Annotated in this window: 10 protein-coding genes and 4 pseudogenes; 7 read left to right on the forward strand and 7 right to left on the reverse strand. The window is 56.9% G+C overall.

Annotated elements, in window-relative coordinates; genetic code table 11:
- Positions 1-42 precede the first annotated feature (42 nt).
- A pseudogene (locus tag GH769_RS10330) lies at positions 43-1114 on the forward strand (polyamine ABC transporter substrate-binding protein).
- Positions 1115-1451: 337 nt separating this feature from the next.
- Positions 1452-1653 (forward strand): annotated as a pseudogene (locus tag GH769_RS10335) (cytochrome c-type biogenesis CcmF C-terminal domain-containing protein); the annotation flags it as partial.
- Positions 1654-1897: 244 nt separating this feature from the next.
- Here GH769_RS10335 and GH769_RS10340 read toward each other — a convergent pair.
- A pseudogene (locus GH769_RS10340) lies at positions 1898-2158 on the reverse strand (integrase); the annotation flags it as partial.
- On the opposite strand from GH769_RS10340, the gene GH769_RS10345 reads away from it, so the two are divergent.
- The 4 genes from GH769_RS10345 (at position 2159) to aldA (ending at position 8271) form a co-directional block, all read left to right on the forward strand.
- Positions 2159-3043, forward strand: coding sequence for a LysR family transcriptional regulator (locus GH769_RS10345; RefSeq protein ID WP_153649751.1), 885 nt, complete (start codon positions 2159-2161; stop codon positions 3041-3043). It abuts the pseudogene before it with no gap.
- A 146-nt stretch (positions 3044-3189) separates the two neighbouring features.
- The gene (locus GH769_RS10350) at positions 3190-4116 is read left to right on the forward strand and encodes an AEC family transporter (protein ID WP_153649752.1); all 927 of its coding nucleotides are present in this window, start codon (positions 3190-3192) and stop codon (positions 4114-4116) included.
- A 475-nt stretch (positions 4117-4591) separates the two neighbouring features.
- Complete coding sequence (locus GH769_RS10355) at positions 4592-6769, forward strand: PQQ-dependent dehydrogenase, methanol/ethanol family (protein ID WP_153649753.1); 2178 nt, start codon at positions 4592-4594, stop codon at positions 6767-6769.
- A 65-nt stretch (positions 6770-6834) separates the two neighbouring features.
- Entirely contained in the window at positions 6835-8271 is a 1437-nt protein-coding gene (aldA, locus tag GH769_RS10360; protein ID WP_153649975.1) for an aldehyde dehydrogenase, read from the forward strand.
- A gap of 75 nt (positions 8272-8346) precedes the next feature.
- On the opposite strand, the gene GH769_RS10365 is transcribed toward aldA, so the two are convergent.
- From GH769_RS10365 to GH769_RS10380, 4 genes are all read right to left on the reverse strand, one after another.
- A complete protein-coding gene (locus tag GH769_RS10365; protein WP_153649754.1) occupies positions 8347-10290 on the reverse strand; it encodes a sigma-54-dependent Fis family transcriptional regulator in 1944 nt (647 codons plus the stop codon).
- 622 nt (positions 10291-10912) lie between these two features.
- A complete protein-coding gene (locus tag GH769_RS10370; RefSeq protein ID WP_153649755.1) occupies positions 10913-12370 on the reverse strand; it encodes an amidase in 1458 nt (485 codons plus the stop codon).
- A gap of 663 nt (positions 12371-13033) precedes the next feature.
- Positions 13034-13966 carry a transporter gene (locus tag GH769_RS10375; RefSeq protein WP_372242391.1) on the reverse strand — a complete coding sequence of 311 codons (933 nt, stop codon included), beginning with the start codon at positions 13964-13966 and terminating at the stop codon, positions 13034-13036.
- Between the two features lie 82 nt (positions 13967-14048).
- The gene (locus GH769_RS10380; RefSeq protein ID WP_153649756.1) at positions 14049-15014 is read right to left on the reverse strand and encodes a helix-turn-helix domain-containing protein; all 966 of its coding nucleotides are present in this window, start codon (positions 15012-15014) and stop codon (positions 14049-14051) included.
- 466 nt (positions 15015-15480) lie between these two features.
- Between GH769_RS10380 and GH769_RS10385 the strand changes: the two are divergent.
- A pseudogene (locus GH769_RS10385) lies at positions 15481-15717 on the forward strand (muconolactone Delta-isomerase family protein); the annotation flags it as partial.
- A 574-nt stretch (positions 15718-16291) separates the two neighbouring features.
- On the opposite strand, the gene GH769_RS10390 reads toward GH769_RS10385, so the two are convergent.
- Complete coding sequence (locus GH769_RS10390) at positions 16292-17560, reverse strand: site-specific integrase (RefSeq protein WP_029300006.1); 1269 nt, start codon at positions 17558-17560, stop codon at positions 16292-16294.
- A 153-nt stretch (positions 17561-17713) separates the two neighbouring features.
- The gene (locus GH769_RS10395; protein WP_032903409.1) at positions 17714-18628 is read right to left on the reverse strand and encodes a LysR family transcriptional regulator; all 915 of its coding nucleotides are present in this window, start codon (positions 18626-18628) and stop codon (positions 17714-17716) included.

Below are 18628 nucleotides of genomic sequence, written 5' to 3' on the forward strand. Positions count from 1 at the left end.
TGCCTTCATCCATAACGTAAAGAACAAAGGTTGAGGTCTCGTATGTTGAAGTCGATCGTTCCGCTACTGTTGATCGCGTCCACCGCTCAAGCGGCAGACACCGTCAGGATCTACAACTGGAGCAGTTACATCGCCCCAGGTACCCTGCAAAACTTTACCAGCCATACCGGGCACCCGACTCAGTATGACTTGTACGACAGCAATGAGGTCCTCGACGCCAAGCTGATGGCCGGCCATTCCGGGTATGACGTGGTGTTTCCCTCCAATCACTTCATGGCGCGGCAGATCAAGGCCGGCGCACTCAAACCGCTCGACCGCAGCAAACTCCCAAACTGGCAGAACCTCAACCCGACGCTGATGAAAGTTCTGGAGGCCAATGACCCCGGCAACCGATACGGTTTCCCTTACCTGTGGGGCAGCACCGGCATCGGCTACAACGTCGCCAAGGTCAAGGCAGTCCTGGGCGATGTGCCGATAGACTCGTGGGACATCGTGTTCAAGCCCGAGAACATGAAGAAACTCGCTCGATGCGGCGTAGCCATGCTCGATAATGGCCCTGAGATCCTTCCCATCGCCTTGAACTACCTGGGGCTTGCGCACCACAGCAAGGGCAAGGCCGACTACGAGAAGGCCCAGGCCCTGCTGCTCAAAGTGCGGCCCTATGTGAATTACTTCCACAATTCCAAGTACACCAGCGATCTTGCAACGGGCGATGTGTCTGGTCGTGGGTTTTTCTGGCGACGTGATGCAGGCGGCAGCAAGAGCCAATGAGGCCGGGAACGGCCAGCAGATTGCTTACGCCATTCCCAACGAAGGCTCACCGATGTGGTTCGACATGGTCGCCATGCCTGCCGATGCTCCGAATGAAGCGGCCGGTTACGCGTTTCTGAACTACCTGCTGGAACCCAACGTCATGGCTGACATCAGCAACCACGTGCACTATGCCAACGGCAACGCTGCCGCTGAGGGCATGGTCGACAAGGCCATTCTCAACGACCCGATGGTGTACCCGCCTGAAAGCGTGATGAAGAAACTCTTCGTGCTGGAAGCGATGCCGCTAGAGACCGACCGGCTGCGCACGCGTATCTGGAGCCGGGTTAAAAACGGGCAATGAAGTCAATCGCCGGTGATGCGGGCAACCCGGATCATCGGCGGCAGATCCCGTGCCTCATATCGATTTCAACTGGGAATCGGTCTAGTGTTATGCGAACCTCAAAGCGCTTGGATTTAATGGATTGCCGCGACCGTCGCCTACCTCAGTGCTTCTCCATCAGACAGTAAAGCAATGATTGGTGACTTGAAGTGCTTTCATCGTCCCTCGCTGAGTTGTTCTTCTAGGTTGCGCAGGAGCCTGCCTCGGCTTTCACGGTCGAGCGCTGATCGATGCGCGCCACGGTGTAGGCGCACACGCCCAGCACCGCGGAGCTCTTCACGACAGGCATGCCGCTGTTGAGAAGGGCACTGTGCTAGTGATTCGCGATGACAAGGAAGTCAGCGTGCTGCATCCGGAAAAAACGCCTCTCTACCTTGCAGAACTTGGTGATGACTGAAGCCGGGGTCGACGCTGGTCTCACCCGTGACTACGTCGCACTGGGCGAACCGATGGGCAATGGCGCCTGGGCGGTACGCGTGCACGTCAAACCGTTCGTGCGCTGAATCTGATTCGGTGGTTTGCTCACCCGTCATCTGTCCGTGGGCAGTACCGCAAGCCAATAGATTAAACAAGAGGCATGCATAGAGCATCCAGGCAATCAGCGAGTGGTCTGTCTGAGTTCGATCCATGGCGATGACGTAAGCATCCGGCTTTCGAGCGTGCCACATACCCGAGTAATGACTTCGTGTTATTCCAGAGCCTTTAATGTCTTCAGTACTAAAAAAGCGGATCAGCGTATTGGAACTATTTTTTCCAGTCTCTGTTTTCCAAGACGACTGACACTGATAGGTTTCCGAAAGCGGCTTCTTGGATGTGGTCGCTCCACCAGGCCATCATGGGGCGTTTGCGCTCGATGCAATCCGCTCGGTTATAGGCGCTGCGCACCTCATCTTTATCGACGTGGGCGAGTGCAACTTCGATCAATTCAGGATCCCTCCTCTGCCAGTTCAGGATGGTGCTCGCCATAGAGCACATTCCATGGCTCAACACGCTGGATGAATGGCCATGTCACTACGCGCACTTCGAACACTTCTTGCCATTGCCCAATACGGTTCTTTCGTCAGGGCAGCAGACGCCGTGCATCTCACCCAGTCTGCAGTCAGTCTTCATGTTCGGTCGTTAGAGGAGGATTTCAATGCACTCCTGTTTGACCGTTCACGGCGCTTGCCGGTTCTTACCTATGCGGGCCATATCGCCGTGGAGCGCGCGAGAGAAATTCTAAGTCTCTACGACGGCATCTCATCTGAAATTGGCGGTGATATCGAGTTACGCGGCAAGCTTCGAATCGGCGCCATCCAAACCGCGCTGGCAGGCCCGTTGCCACTCGCGCTTGCGGCATTACGCGCCGAGCATCCGCACCTGCGAATCACTGTTGCATCAGGAATGTCCGCTGAGTTGGCCACGCGCGTAGAAGCGGGAGAGCTAGACGTGGCGATCACCACGGAACCGGTGAGGCCGCACCCTTACGGTCTGGTGAGCACGGTGCTTTACGAGGAGGGTTTCTGGATCGTTGCGCCAGTGTCGCACGCGCATGAGGACTTGCATCTTCTACTTAAAAGCCAACCTTTCATCCGCTTTGATCGCCGCGCTTGGGCAGGTCGGACAATTGAGCGAGAGCTTCGCAACATGCGACAGCGGGTGCAAACCAGCATGGAGCTTGATAGCCAGAATGCGATTATTCAGATGGTATCAAACGGACTCGGCATATCAATAATTCCGCTCGCGCGGCATCAGGTTGAAAGCCTGACGAAGCTCGCTTGTGAGCCATTCGGCACGCCTCAGAAAACCAGGCGTGTGGTATTGCTGGAGCGCGAAGACCGTCCTCTTGGGCGATTAGCTACAGCGTTGGCACACGCCGTAATCGCGCATTCCCCATTCGATGACCAATGAGAAATACTTGTTGGTTGCTAAACTTTAAATCGTTTTTATTTTAGGGACTGACTTCTTATCGTGGTGCCCACTCCGACGGTTCCTCGAGGCCACGATGAGTACATCGCGGGCTGTGAACGGTTGGTTCAAAAAATCGAGACAAGTGCATGACCCTCTCTTTGTTGATTGCCTTATTGCCCATCGCAATACTGATCGTGCTGGGCGCATGGCTTAAGCGTCGTCAATTTTTAGCAGATACTTTTTGGGCGCAGGCGGAACGCTTGGCGTATTACGCATTGCTGCCTTCACTTTTCTTTCACGGACTGGCGACCGCCAAGCTTGATGGGCTGCCCTTTCAAAGCATGGTCTCTGTGCTCATATTGTCGACTGTGGTGGTGGCGCTAATGCTGCTGGGAGCGCGAGCGCTAATCACTACGGACAATGCGGCGTTCACCTCGGTTTTTCAGGGTGGCATTCGTTTCAATAATTACGTGGGCGTGTCTGCAGCAGCCGGCTTGTTCGGTGCGCAAGGCATCGCCCTGGCAGCCGTCGCGAATGCGGCGATAGTGCCCACAGTGAACATCTTGTGTGTGATGGTTATCGCGAAGTATGGATCGGGCGGCAGGATGCCGTTCAGCAAAGTTCTAAAGCAAATAGCTCTGAACCCACTGGTACTGGCTTGCTTCGCAGGCGGATTGATACAGGCGTCAGGCTGGGGGTTACCCGTAGGTATCGAAGCGGTGCTCAAAGCCTTGGGGCAAGCGTCATTGCCGCTCGGTTTACTCTGCGTTGGTGCCGCGCTTGAGTTCGTGAGCTTACGACAATGGCTGCGCCCTGTCGGATATTCGTCGTTAGTAAAGTTTTTAATCATGCCGTTAGTCACGCTTTGCGCCTGCCATCTGTTTGGGCTAGACGGAAAGGCCGCAATTGCAGCATTGCTATTCCAGGCACTGCCTACTGCATCATCCTCTTACATAATGGCAAGGCAGTTAGGGGGAGACGCGCCTCTCATGGCTGGAATCATCGCTTGCCAAACCTTGTTGGCAGCCATAGCGCTCCCCGCCGTTGTTCTAATAATGTCCCAGTGGGTTTGAGCAAATATCGCAGTGCCGACTAGTCCATGCATCGCTTTTGATCAAAAAACTCTGCGCGCCAAAGGTACCTAAGAAGTCTCTCACTTAGCGGGGGGCGACGGATTATTTTGTCATTTTTTTCCTCTGGACCTTTTGCCTGGACAGACACATCGATCGATCTATGATCCGAGCGACCGGTCTGGCAGTGAGCCTGTGTCAGCAAGGACCAGGGTATCGTCGCGTCGCTGTCTTAAGAGGGGCTGATGGAAAAACCATGGCGATACATGCCGAGGTTAGGGCAAACAGAAGTGTGCCAGGAGTGACACAAATGCCCCGTAGGTGCGACAACTGTCGCAGGTTGACTCAGTAATCGATTCTGCTTGTAAGCCCCATACGACGCGGCTTACAGCTCTTTAGCGAGGACTGGCATAGGGGTTGCTCTTGTCCCTCTGCGCAGCGCAATGGCTTCGCTACTAATAAGAATCAGGAGTCCCCCATGATACAGATTGGCCTCGCCGTGCCTCCCGCTCCCCGGACCGCGCCCCTTCGCGCTCCCCTCAAGACGCTATTTGTCGTGCTGGCGCTTACTCTCAACGCCACGCCGGGCTGGGCCCAGGACATGCCAGCGAATGTCGACGGCAAGCGCATCATCGCCGCCGATCAGGAGCCCGGTAACTGGATGAGCACCGGCCGCACCTACGACGAGCAGCGCTACAGCCCATTGAAGAAAATCAGCGACCAGAACGTCGACCAGCTGGGGCTCGCCTGGAGCTACAAGCTGGACCTGGATCGCGGCGTCGAGGCCACGCCTATCGTGGTCGACGGCGTGATGTACACCACCGGTCCGTTCTCCGTGGTCTACGCCCTGGACGCACGTGACGGCAAGCTGATCTGGAAGTACGACCCCAAGTCCGACCGCAACCGCGCCGGCGAGGCGTGCTGCGATGCGGTCAACCGTGGCGTCGCGGTGTGGAAGGGCAAGGTTTACGTGGGTGTGCTCGATGGTCGCCTGGAGGCCATCGATGCGAAGACCGGCCAGCGCGCCTGGTCGGTGGACACCCGGGCCGATCACTCGCGCAGCTACACCATCACCGGTGCCCCTCGCGTGGTCAACGGCAAAGTGGTGATCGGCAACGGCGGCGCCGAGTTCGGCGTACGCGGTTATGTCACCGCGTACGACGCCGAAACCGGCAAGCAAGCCTGGCGCTTCTTCACGGTGCCGGGTGACCCCAAGCTGCCGCCGGAAGACAAGGCCATGGCCATCGCCGCCAAGACCTGGCACGGCGACGCGTACGTTGCCCAGGGCGGTGGCGGCACGGCCTGGGACTCCTTCGCATTCGATCCTGACTTGAACCTGCTATACATCGGCGTGGGCAATGGTTCGCTGTGGGACCCGAAATGGCGCAGCCAGGCCAAGGGTGACAACCTGTTCCTGTCCTCGATTGTCGCGGTCAATGCCGACACGGGCGAGTACGCCTGGCACTACCAGACCACGCCGGGAGACGCCTGGGACTACACCGCCACCCAGCATATGATCCTGGCGGAACTGCCGATCGATGGAAAGCCGCGCAAGGTGCTGATGCAGGCGCCGAAGAACGGGTTCTTCTACGTGATCGACCGTGCCACGGGCGAGCTGCTGTCGGCCAAGGGCATCGTGCCGCAGAGCTGGACCAAGGGCATGGACATGAAGACCGGGCGGCCGATCGTCGATGACGAGAACGCCGCGTATTGGAAGGACGGCAAGCGCAAGTTGGTCACGCCCGCGTTCTGGGGCGCCCACGACTGGCAGCCGATGTCCTACAACCCGAACACCGGACTGGTGTATATCCCGGCGCACATCATGTCCGCCTATTACGAACACATCCCCGAAGCGCCCAAGCGCAACCCGTTCAAGAGCATGTACCAACTGGGCCTGCGCACCGGGATGATGCCCGAGGACGCCGATGGGTTGCTGGAAATGGCCAAGGGCTGGTCGGGCAAACTCATCGCCTGGGACCCAGTCAAGCAGCAGCCGGCCTGGGAAGTACCCTACGTGACTATCTTCAACGGCGGCACCTTGAGCACCGCCGGCAACCTGGTGTTCGAGGGCAGCGCCGATGGCCGAGTCATTGCCTACGCCGCGGACACCGGCAAGAAACTCTGGGAGCAGCCGGCGGCCAGTGGCGTCATGGCCGCGCCGATTACCTACAGCGTGGACGGTGAGCAGTACGTCACCTTCATGGCCGGGTGGGGCGGCGCTTTCTCGACGTTCGCCGGGGCCTTGTCCCTGCGCGCCGGGGTTCGGCCGTTCTCCCAGGTGCTGACCTACAAACTGGGTGGCACCGCGAAACTCAACGAGCCGGCGCCGCTTGCCGACACGCCGAAACCGCCGCCATTGACCACTGACATGGCGGCGGTGGACGCCGGCGGCAAGCTCTATGACGGCTACTGCTCGCAATGCCACGGCATCCATGCAGTCAGCGGTGGCGTGCTGCCGGACCTGCGCAAGCTGACCACCGAAAAACACCAGATGTTCCTTGGCATTCTCTTCGGCGGCCGAGTGCCCGACGGCATGCCGTCCTTTGCCGATGCCTTCACGCCAGAACAGGTGGACCAGATTCATCAATACCTGATCAAGCGCGCCCACGACCTGCAGCAGGAAGGCGGCGTCTGGAAAACCTTCAGCGCCAAATGAACGCCCGCGATGCAGGGGCCAGAGTGTCCCTGATCGTTTTCGAGACCGACCGCGAGAGCAAGCACATGACCGAAATCATCGAGTACCAGAACTTCATCGCCAACGCCTTCGTTCCCGGCGACCCCCGCATCGAAGTGCGCAACCCGGCCAACGACCGACCGCTGGCGCGGGTGCCCGAAGCCAGCGGCGAGCACGTTGAAGCGGCTATCGCCGCGGCGCGCAAGGCGCAGAAAGGCTGGGCAGCGCGGCCGGCCATCGAACGCGCCGGTTACCTGCGCAAGATTGCCAGCAAAGTGCGCGACAACGCCGAACGACTCGCCCACATCATCACCGCCGAGCAAGGCAAAGTGCTGGGGCTGGCGCGGGTGGAGGTCAACTTCACGGCCGACTACCTGGATTACATGGCCGAATGGGCACGGCGTCTTGAAGGGGAAGTGCTGACCAGCGACCGCGCCGGCGAAAGCATCTTCCTGCTGCGCAAGCCCTTGGGCGTGGTCGCCGGCATCTTGCCGTGGAACTTCCCGTTCTTCCTGATCGCTCGCAAAATGGCGCCGGCCTTGGTGACCGGCAACACCATCGTGATCAAGCCCAGTGAAGAAACCCCGATCAATTGCTTCGAGTTCGCCCGCCTGGTGGCCGAGACCGACCTGCCGGCTGGGGTGTTCAACGTGGTCAGCGGCACGGGGGCGACAGTGGGGCATCAGCTGACCAGCCATGCCGGCATCGATCTGATCAGCTTCACCGGCAGCGTCGGAACTGGCTCGCGGATCATGGCCGCGGCGGCGCCGAACATCACCAAGCTCAATCTGGAACTGGGGGGCAAGGCGCCGGCTATCGTGCTCGCGGACGCCGACTTGGAACTGGCGGTCAAGGCCATCACCGCGTCGCGGGTGATCAACACCGGGCAAGTCTGCAACTGTGCCGAGCGGGTGTACGTCGAACGCAAGGTCTCCGATCAGTTCATCGAGCAGATTGCCGCGTCGATGGCCGCGACCCGCTACGGCGACCCACTGGCCGAAGACGATCTGGACATGGGACCGCTGATCAACCAGGCCGCGCTGGACAAGGTTGCGCAGATGGTCAGGACCGCCAGGGGGCAGGGCGCCGAAGTGGTGACTGGCGGCGCCGTGGCCGACAAGGGCCAGGGTTTCCATTACCAGCCAACCGTTCTGGCCGGCTGTGGCAGCGACATGGCGATCATGCGCCAGGAGATCTTCGGCCCGGTGTTGCCAATCCAGATTGTCGAAGACCTGGACGAAGCTATCGCCCTGGCCAATGACAGCGAATACGGTCTGACCTCATCGATCTACACCCGCAGCCTAAGCGCGGCCATGCGGGCCAGCCATGAACTGGATTTCGGCGAAACGTACATCAATCGCGAGAACTTCGAAGCGATGCAGGGCTTCCATGCGGGGACGCGAAAATCCGGCATTGGCGGCGCGGACGGTAAGCACGGCTTGTATGAATACACCCACACCCACGTGGTTTACATTCAAATCTGATCCACGGCCTGGGCCTGGAAAAAATGCCGGTTCCCCGCACGGGGCGCCGGCATTTTTGTTGACGCGGATCCGCTATCAAAGCTGATTGTTAGGCGCCACGACACCGTGTTTCTTCATCTTGCGATACAGCGTCGAGCGCGAGATACCCAGATCTGTCGCGGCGGCACTGATGTTCCAGCTATGCCGACGCAAAGTCCCCAGCAGGCGGCGGGACTCTTCGCCGCCCATTTGTTCCCCAAGGTTGCCAGCCTGCGGCGTGGCGCGGGTCGGCGATGCCAGCCTTTGCGGTGCCAGCAATTCGCAGGGCAGGCAGTCCAGATCAATCACCCCGTCTTCAGCCAAGGCCACCGCGTAGCGCAGGCTGTTGAGCAACTGGCGAATGTTGCCAGGCCAGGGGTAATCGAACAGGCATTGGCGGGCACTGGCGTCCAGCCGTAATCCGCGGGTGCCGGTCTGGGCAGCGAGCAGCGTGTCGATCAGCTCGGCTCGGTCGCTGCGCTCGCGCAAGGCCGGCAGCGCGAGGTTCATCCCGGCGAGGCGGTAGAACAGGTCTTCGCGAAAGCGCTTCTCGCCGATCATGCTGTGCAGATCCTGGTGTGTGGCCGAGATCACTTGGACATCCAGTGTCACCGGCGATTCGGCCCCCAGCGGCGAGATCTCTCGCTCCGCCAGCACCCGCAGCAAGCGGGTTTGCAGGTGGGCGGGCATGTCGCCGATTTCATCGAGAAACAGCGTGCCGCCGTTCGCCAGTTCGAGCTTGCCTTTCATGCCTTTGCGGTTGGCGCCGGTGAAACTGCCGGCGCGATAGCCGAACAGCTCGCTCTCGATCAACGTTTCTGGAATCGCCGCGCAGTTCAATGCCACGAAAGGCCCGGCGCGACGGAGGCTGGCCTGGTGAATGGCACGGGCGAAGGCTTCCTTGCCGGTGCCGGTCTCGCCGGTAATCAGGATAGGGATGCCCTTGTCGATCACCTTGCGCACGCGTCGCACGTTCTGTTGCAGTCGGGCATCTAGACCGGCGAGTTGCTGCAGGTGCGGGTGGGCCTGAAGGGCAGGGCGGGCGATGGGCAGCGGGCGGTGCTGTTCGGAGGGGATACGCAGGCCGACGTCCAGCAAGGCCTCATCACGCAGGCCACGCAAGCGCACCCCCTGGGCGCCACCCTTGGTGAGCTGGAGCAGTTCGTCCACCGTGGTTGGTAGCAGGCTGTCGATGCGAGCGCCGAGCAATCTGGGATTGTCGCCCAAATCCAAGGCGACAAACGCGGCACGGTTGGTCCCGATGATGCGACCACTTTCATCCAGGGCGAGTAGTTGCTCGTTGGCCAGGTCGGTGATTTCATCGATGGGTTTGAGGGACAGGGTCAGGCGGTCGCGGTAGCTCTGGCGAAAGTGTGCGTTCTCGATCAGGCGGGCGTACATAATCACCAGCTGCAGCGTGAGGTACTGGCTTTCCCGAGGACCCTCGTTGTTCATGCAGGTCGCATTCAGGCAACCGCGCAACAAGCCTTGAGCGTCGAAGATCGGCGCCACCGAGCAGCTCAGGCGGAAGTTGGACGCCAGGAAGTGCTCTTCCCGGTGAATGATCAGCGGTTGCGCCGCCGCTAGGGTCGTGCCGATGCCGTTGGTGCCGACCTCCGACTCGTCCCACCGCGCGCCCACCACCAGCCCAGATCGGGTGTAGGCATCGTGATGGCTGGGCAGCCGGGAATCCAGGGTGATGCCGTGTTCGTCGCTCAGCAGCACGGCGAAGCCGGCGGGCACCACGCGCCGGGCCAGACCGTTCACACCCTGGCTGGCGATGGAAAGATATTGCTGATGCTGTTCCTGGTGACGACGGATGTCCTCAGCGTTGAGGATGTTCTTGCGGCTTGCCGCGCCAGGATCGAGGCGGTGCTCCACAACGCTGCGATACCAGGACTGAGCAATGACCCCATCCGGCCTGATTCCTCGTCCGGAAAAGTGGTCGTTGACGAACGCTGCGAGTTCGCTGGGGGTTGTCTGCGTGTTGTGCAGGATCATGAAATGCTCCAATCAGGCGTGATGGCCGCAAAGGGCCACCACTGCGATCTTGATATTAGAGGCTGGCCGCAGCTGCAACTATCTACCATAGACGCTGGCGCGAGAATTTTCAGCCTTGGAGCAACAAGTCTCGTCCATCCAGCGCAACTCACTGAGCCAGTCACTTCGGTTGCAGGTTCATCCCAGGAAGGAAGAAACGATGGATTGCCGTAGCACTCCATGAAGTGCGCCCGTGAGGCAGTGGATCAGCAACCCTTTCTGACTTCGCGGATTGGCATTTTTTCATTGGTGAAAGCAATAGATAGTGAATATTCAGCGGGCATCGTTTCGAGAGTCGTATGCGGTCGCTTATTATCTAAGAAATCTGGGACGATTCACTCTGAGGGACGTTGGGACAGTTATTTGCAACCGCGCTCCTTGCCTGGATCAGGGCGACCATCTGTGACGTGCGGTTTGAAGTGAAATGGTTGCAGGCAATGCACACGATATCAGCTCAAAAGCGTGTTCTTACCAGGTCTGTTGAAAGGCACACAGGGGGCATAGAATTTGAAAAGACGTTACGCTCAAGACCCGTCAGGCACATTGCGATATTTTTGCGGATGTGCCCGACAGTGTCATAAGCTCAGCGTGGGTCAATCGGTGTTAGTCGGCCAGCCCGAGCTTCGATGACTTCTGCAGCGTCAAATAGGTCTTCCTCGCGATAACGTCGACCAAGTAATTGCACCCCGCAAGGGAGTTTATTGTCAATACCGACAGGGACTGACATTGCCGGGAATCCTAAGTTAGCTATCCCCATCATAGACCAATTAGCTTTTGTCACTCGCCGTGAGCCTTCCAGACTTTCGATGTCTAGATTTTGTGGGAAAGCCTGTTCGGCGGAAATTGGAAGCAGGATGACGGGATAGGACTCCAGAAACGCTTGCATTTGGGCGACCAGGCTGCCGCGTCTAGCATAACCATGCATGTAGTCGTTTAATGTAGGTTGAGTTCCCCACCAGCCGGCTGCGACGTCAAAGAAATACTTCATCGCTGTCAGTGCCCCTTGATCGCCAGCTTGTTCCATGATCGGGAGCATTTCACGAAACTCCTCCATCGCAAGCAGATACCAGAGACGGTACGCCTCCTCCAGGAAGGGTAACTCTATCTCTTCAACAATATAGCCCGCGTCTGACAGATAAGTAGCTGCGCGCTCTAGGGCTGCAGAAACCTCTGTTGAGGTAGGCATCGTAGCTGATTTGCGAAGCACTCCGATACGCATTGGGCGTTTAGCGTTTTCTGTGTTGTGATATCTAGGCAGCGATAATGGATCTCGTGTATCGAAGCCACTCATGGCCGAAAGTGCGAGTCGTAGGTCGCCGACACTGCGCGCAATAGGCCCATCCGTCGCCATGACTTGCACACAAAGAGGTTGATCCATATTTTTAGGGCCGAACCAGCGGGGGACTAGTCCAACGGTGGGTCTGATTCCTGTGACTCCACAGCAGTATGCAGGGTGTCGGATCGAACCGCCGATGTCATTTCCAATTGCAAGGGGCATCATGCCGGCTGCTACGGCTGCGGCGGCTCCTCCACTCGAGCCCCCCGGAGTATGTTCCTTGCTCCAAGGGTTCAGAGTGACTCCGTGCAAATTGTTGCTAGAGAACCAGCGAAGTGAAAATGCTGGTGCATTGCTTCTCGCGGTTAATATGGCACCAGCTTGCCGGACCTTGGCTATCGACGGTGAGTCTTCGGTGGCAATGTTACCTGCGAATAGAGCTACTCCGTTAGTAGTCGCGTGACCACGTTGATCGATATTGATCTTGGTCGACAAGGGGACTCCATGTAGCGGCCCGAGTATTTCTCCGGCGGCCACAGCGCGATCGGCTTCATCTGCAGCAACCAAAGCTTCTTCGTGATGGACCTCGGCGAAGGCATTGATGATGGGGTTGATCGTGTCGATGCGCTCAAGGCAACTTTGTACAATCTCACGAGAGGAAAGTTGTCGCGTTTTGATTGCTTTAGCCAGGTCTGTCGCACTCCAAGTCCACAGTTCGTTTGATCTGTGTGGAGTGTTGTTTTGTATGGTTGGCTCGGTTTTCATCCGCGTCTTCCTTCTTTATATGAACTAAAAAAGCTCGCTTGCGAGCTGAAGGTTTTATGTTCAGTCGTCGTTTTTATTTCTGCTGACTACGACCCTATGCAGTTGCCAGACACCGTTGATACGCTTCCAAGTGACTAGACATTTTCCCGCTACAGCAGTCATCGTCTGGCCTTCGACGAACTTAGAAAAAAGTTATAATTCATCCATTACTGTCGAGCCCAATAAGCGTTGCTGAGTGATTCATACTCTGCTGAGATCTCCCATGACGAGCGAGCTGGCCGGGCTACGGTACTCGATAGCGTTTGCCTACAAAGACCTGCCTCGAATAGTTTCGACTCGATGTATATTGTGCCTGCAGATTGAATCAGCGATGCCTGGTATTTTAATGGGGTATAACGATTGATCCTATCCGTTTTCAGCACAGTTTCAGCGAGGTGATTCTTGTATTTGCGATTACACCGCGCTGCAGTCGGTTTTATTTGGTATTCATGAGCTCATTGGTTTATGGGGGAGGGACTTTTATTCTAGGCGCCGTCACTTGCCTAGCCGAGTCATTATCCATTTAATGATAGGCGTTCGGCAGGCGCAATGACAGCGTTGATATTTTTGAGAGGCAAGTTCTGGTGCTAAAACTCTCAGGCTCATTGACAGTAGCTAAGAGGCTTAGAAGCTTTGAGATACGCGCACGGCAAATGTGTAACCTTCAGGTCGGTTTTGTGCATCGTACTCCTTGTATATGTGCGCCGATATAGGGGGTGTTCCTGGCTCGAAATAGGCTATTGCAGGGCCGATGGCAAAGGCCCCGGAACGGTTTCCGGTTTTTAGATTTGGAGCGCTATCGTCGCTGACTTGACGGTAATAGAAGCCTCCCAAACCGACGGTCCATGGACCGATATGCTGTCCTGCGGCAAACTCGTGTCGATACTCAATACCGTTTTTGTAGTTGGTGGCTTTATTGCGGGTGCTGAAGTCGACTTGGAAGCTTGATGAAACCTCGAAACCATTGTCGGTAATGTAAGTTGCATTGAGTGTAGGTGAGTAGGTCCAGTGGTTAAGACCTGGTGAGACCAAACGATTCTTATCGTAATCGCCGGTTGGGGCTATGATCCCTAGGGATGTATTTACAAAAAAATTGGGCGATAGGTTCCATTGCAGTATCAATGGAATGAAGATCGCGTCAGACATTCGAAACGGATCAGCTTCGAGCCTCATTGGGCCAACCGAAGTCTGAGTCTTGAGTTCCGCATCCATCTTAAAGAAGGGCAGCACGGCACCGAACCCATAGTTGGCACCAAACAGGGTATGTTCGGTCATCCGCACATAAATGAGGGCGATGCTTAGTAGGTCGAGAGAGAAATCTTCGTCAGAACGGTTGCCACGGCTGTCTTTTAGGGTCCTGGCGGAATAGTAACCAGTTCGTACTCCTACGGTCCCATTCGCGGTGGGCGGTGGGTTCATGCCAGCCCCAAAATCATAAACACCGAAGGTAGTGGTTGGGACCCCATTCTCAGTTGCATCTGCTGATGTCCATGCGCCCAGTAGACTGAGTGTGAGTGCCACGAATTGTTTTGTGCAGTTATTAGTATTGTTTTTCAAGGGATGTCCTCATTCGGCTCGGCGAAGTAAGGACATCATGTTGTACTGCTATTTTTTTCTATATCCAATTTCGGCACAGATTTTAGCGTCGCAAGGTCTCAGATGGACGTTCGCCGAACATCGCATGGTAATCGGCGGAAAATCGGCCAATGTGCCAGAAGCCCCAACGCTCCGCGACTTTCTGTATTGCCTGTGATGTGCCGCTTCCTCGAAGTTCACGACGCACTGAATTAAGGCGTAGTGCTCGGAGATAAGCGATGGCATTGATGCCTAATGCTTCTTGGAAGCAATACTGCAATTTCCGTCGGCTTGCGCCAATACTGTTGCAAAGGTCAAGGATTGAGAAGGGTTCGTCTAGGTGGCTCATCGCATACTCGCAGGCTCTATCAACCGTACGTTTTCGAGCTGTTGGCTTAAGTGAAAGCACCTCGTCACCGGTGACCATATCGATCAAATGCATGATCACGGTATCACTGATATCGCTGCGAATCGTCCTCTGCTGGAATTTATTGGCGCATAGTGATGCATCTGCTAGCTCAGTACCCAGCCATCTGAGCTCGTTCCATGCGGGCGAATTGCAAATTGGGTAACACTTGGGGAAATCGGTAATGCGAAAGCTGCTACCTTGACGCTCAAGTGTATGTTGCAACGACCTTTGGTCGATGGCTACCACAAGGATGTCGACAATTTCCGGAACCTTGAGTTCAGGCATGTTGTCGCTATGAGCCACCATTATGCAGGGCTCACTAATCTGATGTCCCGAGCAGTACACATCATCGTGCTTCATCAGCGTGACGCAGAAAGCAACCGTACCTTCGGCTCCCGCACCTCTCTTTGTCATGGCCTGATTAGAGCGCTCGCGGATTATCTGAATCTTTTCCGAGCGAAACTCGTCGAGCTCACCCTTGAAGCGGCCGTGACTCAATTGATCATAGCTAAGCCGCCACCCACTCAGATGACGAGCATGCTCGTCGGGGTCGTGGGTCTGTATGCGGCTCAGGTAAGGTGGTTGTGCGCTCGGCGGTTGGGCTAGGAAATCGTTATTCATATTTGCGACGCCATTGGATGATCACTAAATATGAAAGCAATTTTGATTCCTCTCCCGGCGGTCTCCCTGAAGTTGTGCCGGAAATGGATAGAGCATCGTAATGGCGTTCAATCGGATTTGATGAGCTTGATCTAGGGGAGTCTTTAGCTCAGCCAAGCCTGTGGGTTTTTCTATCGGCTAGCTATATTGAAGTCTGGGCTCTCAGGTTGTTTTTCTCACGAGGAGGTAAGTTGATTGCTTGGACGGTGTCGACTGGTCTTAGCAATTGGCGTCCTGGAAAATAGTGTTGAGTGCCGTCAGGGCTTTGTAATGTTACACCTTTCCCCACGCATGCCAGACAACGAAGAACGCCAGCGAAATGCTGAGCATTACGCAACACAACCCAAGGTTAACTGGATTGGAAGAGAGCGCCTTTTCGAAAAAAACAAATGAGGCTTTTCACTGTTGCAAACTCCGAAAATAGTCAAGGCTCATGGCCCCGCGCCTGCAAGGTCAAGGCAACTGGCGTCACCTGTGGCGAATCGCCGGACTCTATGCCAATTACAGCGTATTCGACGTCGATAGTGTTCAAGAGCTGCACGACCTGCTAATGCAATTGCCGTTGTACCCGTACATGGCGATCGAAGTCACTGCAATGTGCCGGCATCCTTCTTCCTTCCGCAGGTTGAATGCTGAGTCCAGTCCGTTCAGTTCGCCATGCTAATAATAAAAAGATGAGGAACTACCAAGCCAACTGAACTGACTTCGCTCAGCGATTCAAATAAAGGGCTGTCTCTTTGTTGCAGCCCTCCAGCGCAGAGGCCTAGCAGCTCAGCCGAATTGACTTGGCGATTCACACTGCGGTTTCAGGCTTCCTGCTACGTGTTAGCTGATAAGCGATATGAACCACCTCGGCATGACCATTGGTCTTATGTAGGCGCTCCAGTTCGAACTCCTGGAGAGTGGCGTTTTTTTAGGCGCGGGGCCAGTAGGTCATTGACCTTGAGCGTTGGAGGGCGTAAGACAGCACCGGTTGTCGGCGGTATGTAGCTGTGCGCCACCCCAGCGAAATAGATACCGTTGGCTGAGTGACTGCTCCCCGATTGGCTGTCGATAGAACTCGACAGCGTGGCTTGGAATTGCTACCTCTTTGCTCTCGATACGGCTTCAAAATAAGTCCAGAATCAAGTCCATTCCTGTTTTATGAATCACAGAAACCCCTTAGATTTCAATGGGTCGAACACCAGATGCGAGTCACGTTTCCGGCTCCAATCTCCTGATTTGTATTCGCTGTATCGTCAATCTGTGGTTATTCGCGCAGCGTTTTGCCGCAACTGATCTAAATAGTCAGCCCATTGCTGAGCAGCCTCCCGGCGCTGCACTAGCAGTTGCGCGCGCGCATACACAGCGCCAAGAGCTCCTGGCATTCGGTGAGATAACGAAAGTTCGAGCACGATTGGATCGATACCCAAGTGCTCGTGGGCAATGGTTCTGTAGGTCGCGCGAAAGCCGTGAGCAGTGATGTCATACTCCGGCCAGATACGCTGAAAGGACTTGAGCATGGAGGTCGGATTGATGGGGCGACCCGGATAGACCGGCGAGACGAACACCCAGCCTTTGCCTTCTTCATCCACCACGCGGGTTTTATGTAGCTCGCGTAACAGAACCAAGGCTTGCTCAGGCAACGGCACGATGTGCTTGCTCTTATCCAGATGCTTGGTCTTGCTCACGACGTAACGCCAATCGGCGCCCACCAAGTCGACATCTTCCCAGCGCATCTGCACCAGTTCGCCTGGGCGGACCGGCAGCATGACCAACAGGCGCATTGCGGTGGCAACGCTGCCGTCGTTGCAGTCATCAAGGCGTAGAAGAAACCTGCCCAGGTCGGATGGCCTTTCGATCGCCGGGTTGCTGGTCACGATATGGCGAATCTTCAACTCCTCGATGTTACTGAGCGCCACGTTGCGCTCCACCCAGCCGCGACCTTCGGCAAAGCCCAGAACGGCACGGATGATGGTACGCACGCGCCGGGCCATGGCCATGGTGCGCTGGCGGCGCAACTCAGTGATGATCGTAGTGATGTGCTCCAACTTGATCTCGCTGATCGGTTTTTTGCCAATGGCAGGCAAGATGTGGTTGTTCAGCGCTCCGGTAAAGCCCGAGATGGATTTGGTCACCAATTCGGCAGACTTGAATGCCAACCATTGCTCGGCCACGTACGCGAAGGTGCGCTCTTCATTGAGCAACTGCGCCTCGATCTTGGCGGTCTTGGCCTTGAGCGGAGCGGTGTGGTTAGCCACGTCGCGGCGTGCGCCGCGGGCAATGTCGCGCGCCTCCTTGAGACCAATGTCGGGGTAAGCGCCGATGGAGAAGCGGTTTTCCTTGCCATGCAGGCGATACTTCAATCGCCAAACCTTGGAAGGGGATTTGCCGACCTTGCTCGACGCCCTTACCTCCAAGTAGAGCCCAGGGACTTCGCCATCGGCGTGTTTGCCGGGTTCGGTCAGCGAGCGGATCAAGGCATCGCTGAGTTTTCGTTTGAAAACAACCGCATTATCTGGGGGCATCGGTGGGGGCACCCTTTTTAAGGAACCGAAATTTGCCCCCAATTATGCCCCCATGAGTCGTGGAATCCATTGGATTTAGACAGACGGCAGTAGACTTAAATTATCAATAACTCGTTGTTATAAAACGGTTTTATGGAATTTAGTGGAATTCCATTACAGGCTATCGGGGTCCCCAAAAAACATCTGAATCCGCGACCTCAACCACCGCTCCCCCGGGTCATTATCCTGCGAACCCCGCCACGCCATATGCAGCTCAAACGAGCGCACCGGTAACGGCGGGTCTTCGGCACGCAACCCACCCGCCGAGGTCAGCGCTTCCGCCGCGTAATCCGGCACGGTGGCCAGAATGTCCGTACCCGCCAGCAACGTACCCAGGCCGTTGAACTGCGGCACCGCGAGCACAACGTGGCGCTTGCGGCCGAGTTTTTCCAGCTCTTCATCGATAAACCCGCTCAAGTCGCCGGCAAAGGACACAAGGGCGTGGGGCCGTGAGCAGAAGTCATCCAGGCTCAGCGAGCCCGGTACGCTGTCGGCGCGTAGCAGTTTGGGCAGGCTGCGGCGCAGTACCTTGCGTTTGGCGTTGGCGGGCAGGTCGGCGGTGTAGCTGACGCCGATGGAGATTTCGCCGGAGGCGAGCAGGCTGGGCATCAGGATGTAGTTGACGCGGCGTACCACCAGCACGATGCCGGGGGCTTCGGAGCGCAGGCGTTTGAGCAGTTGCGGGAGCAGGGCGAATTCCACGTCGTCGGACAGGCCAATGCGAAACACGGCGGTGCTGGTGGCAGGGTCGAATTCGGCGGCGCGGCTGACGGCGGTGGAGATCGAGTCCAGGGCCGGGGAGAGCAGGGCGAAGATTTCCACGGCGCGGGCCGAGGGTTCCATGCTGCGCCCGGTGCGCACGAACAGGGGGTCATCGAACAACCCGCGCAGGCGTGACAACGCTGCGCTGATGGCCGGCTGGCCGAGGAACAATTTCTCGGCGGCGCGGGTCACACTGCGCTCATGCATCAAGGTTTCGAATACGATCAAGAGGTTAAGGTCGACACGACGCAGGTCGTTACGGTTCAT

It is taken from the genome of Pseudomonas sp. CFSAN084952, assembly GCF_009648855.1.
Taxonomy (GTDB): domain Bacteria; phylum Pseudomonadota; class Gammaproteobacteria; order Pseudomonadales; family Pseudomonadaceae; genus Aquipseudomonas; species Aquipseudomonas paracarnis.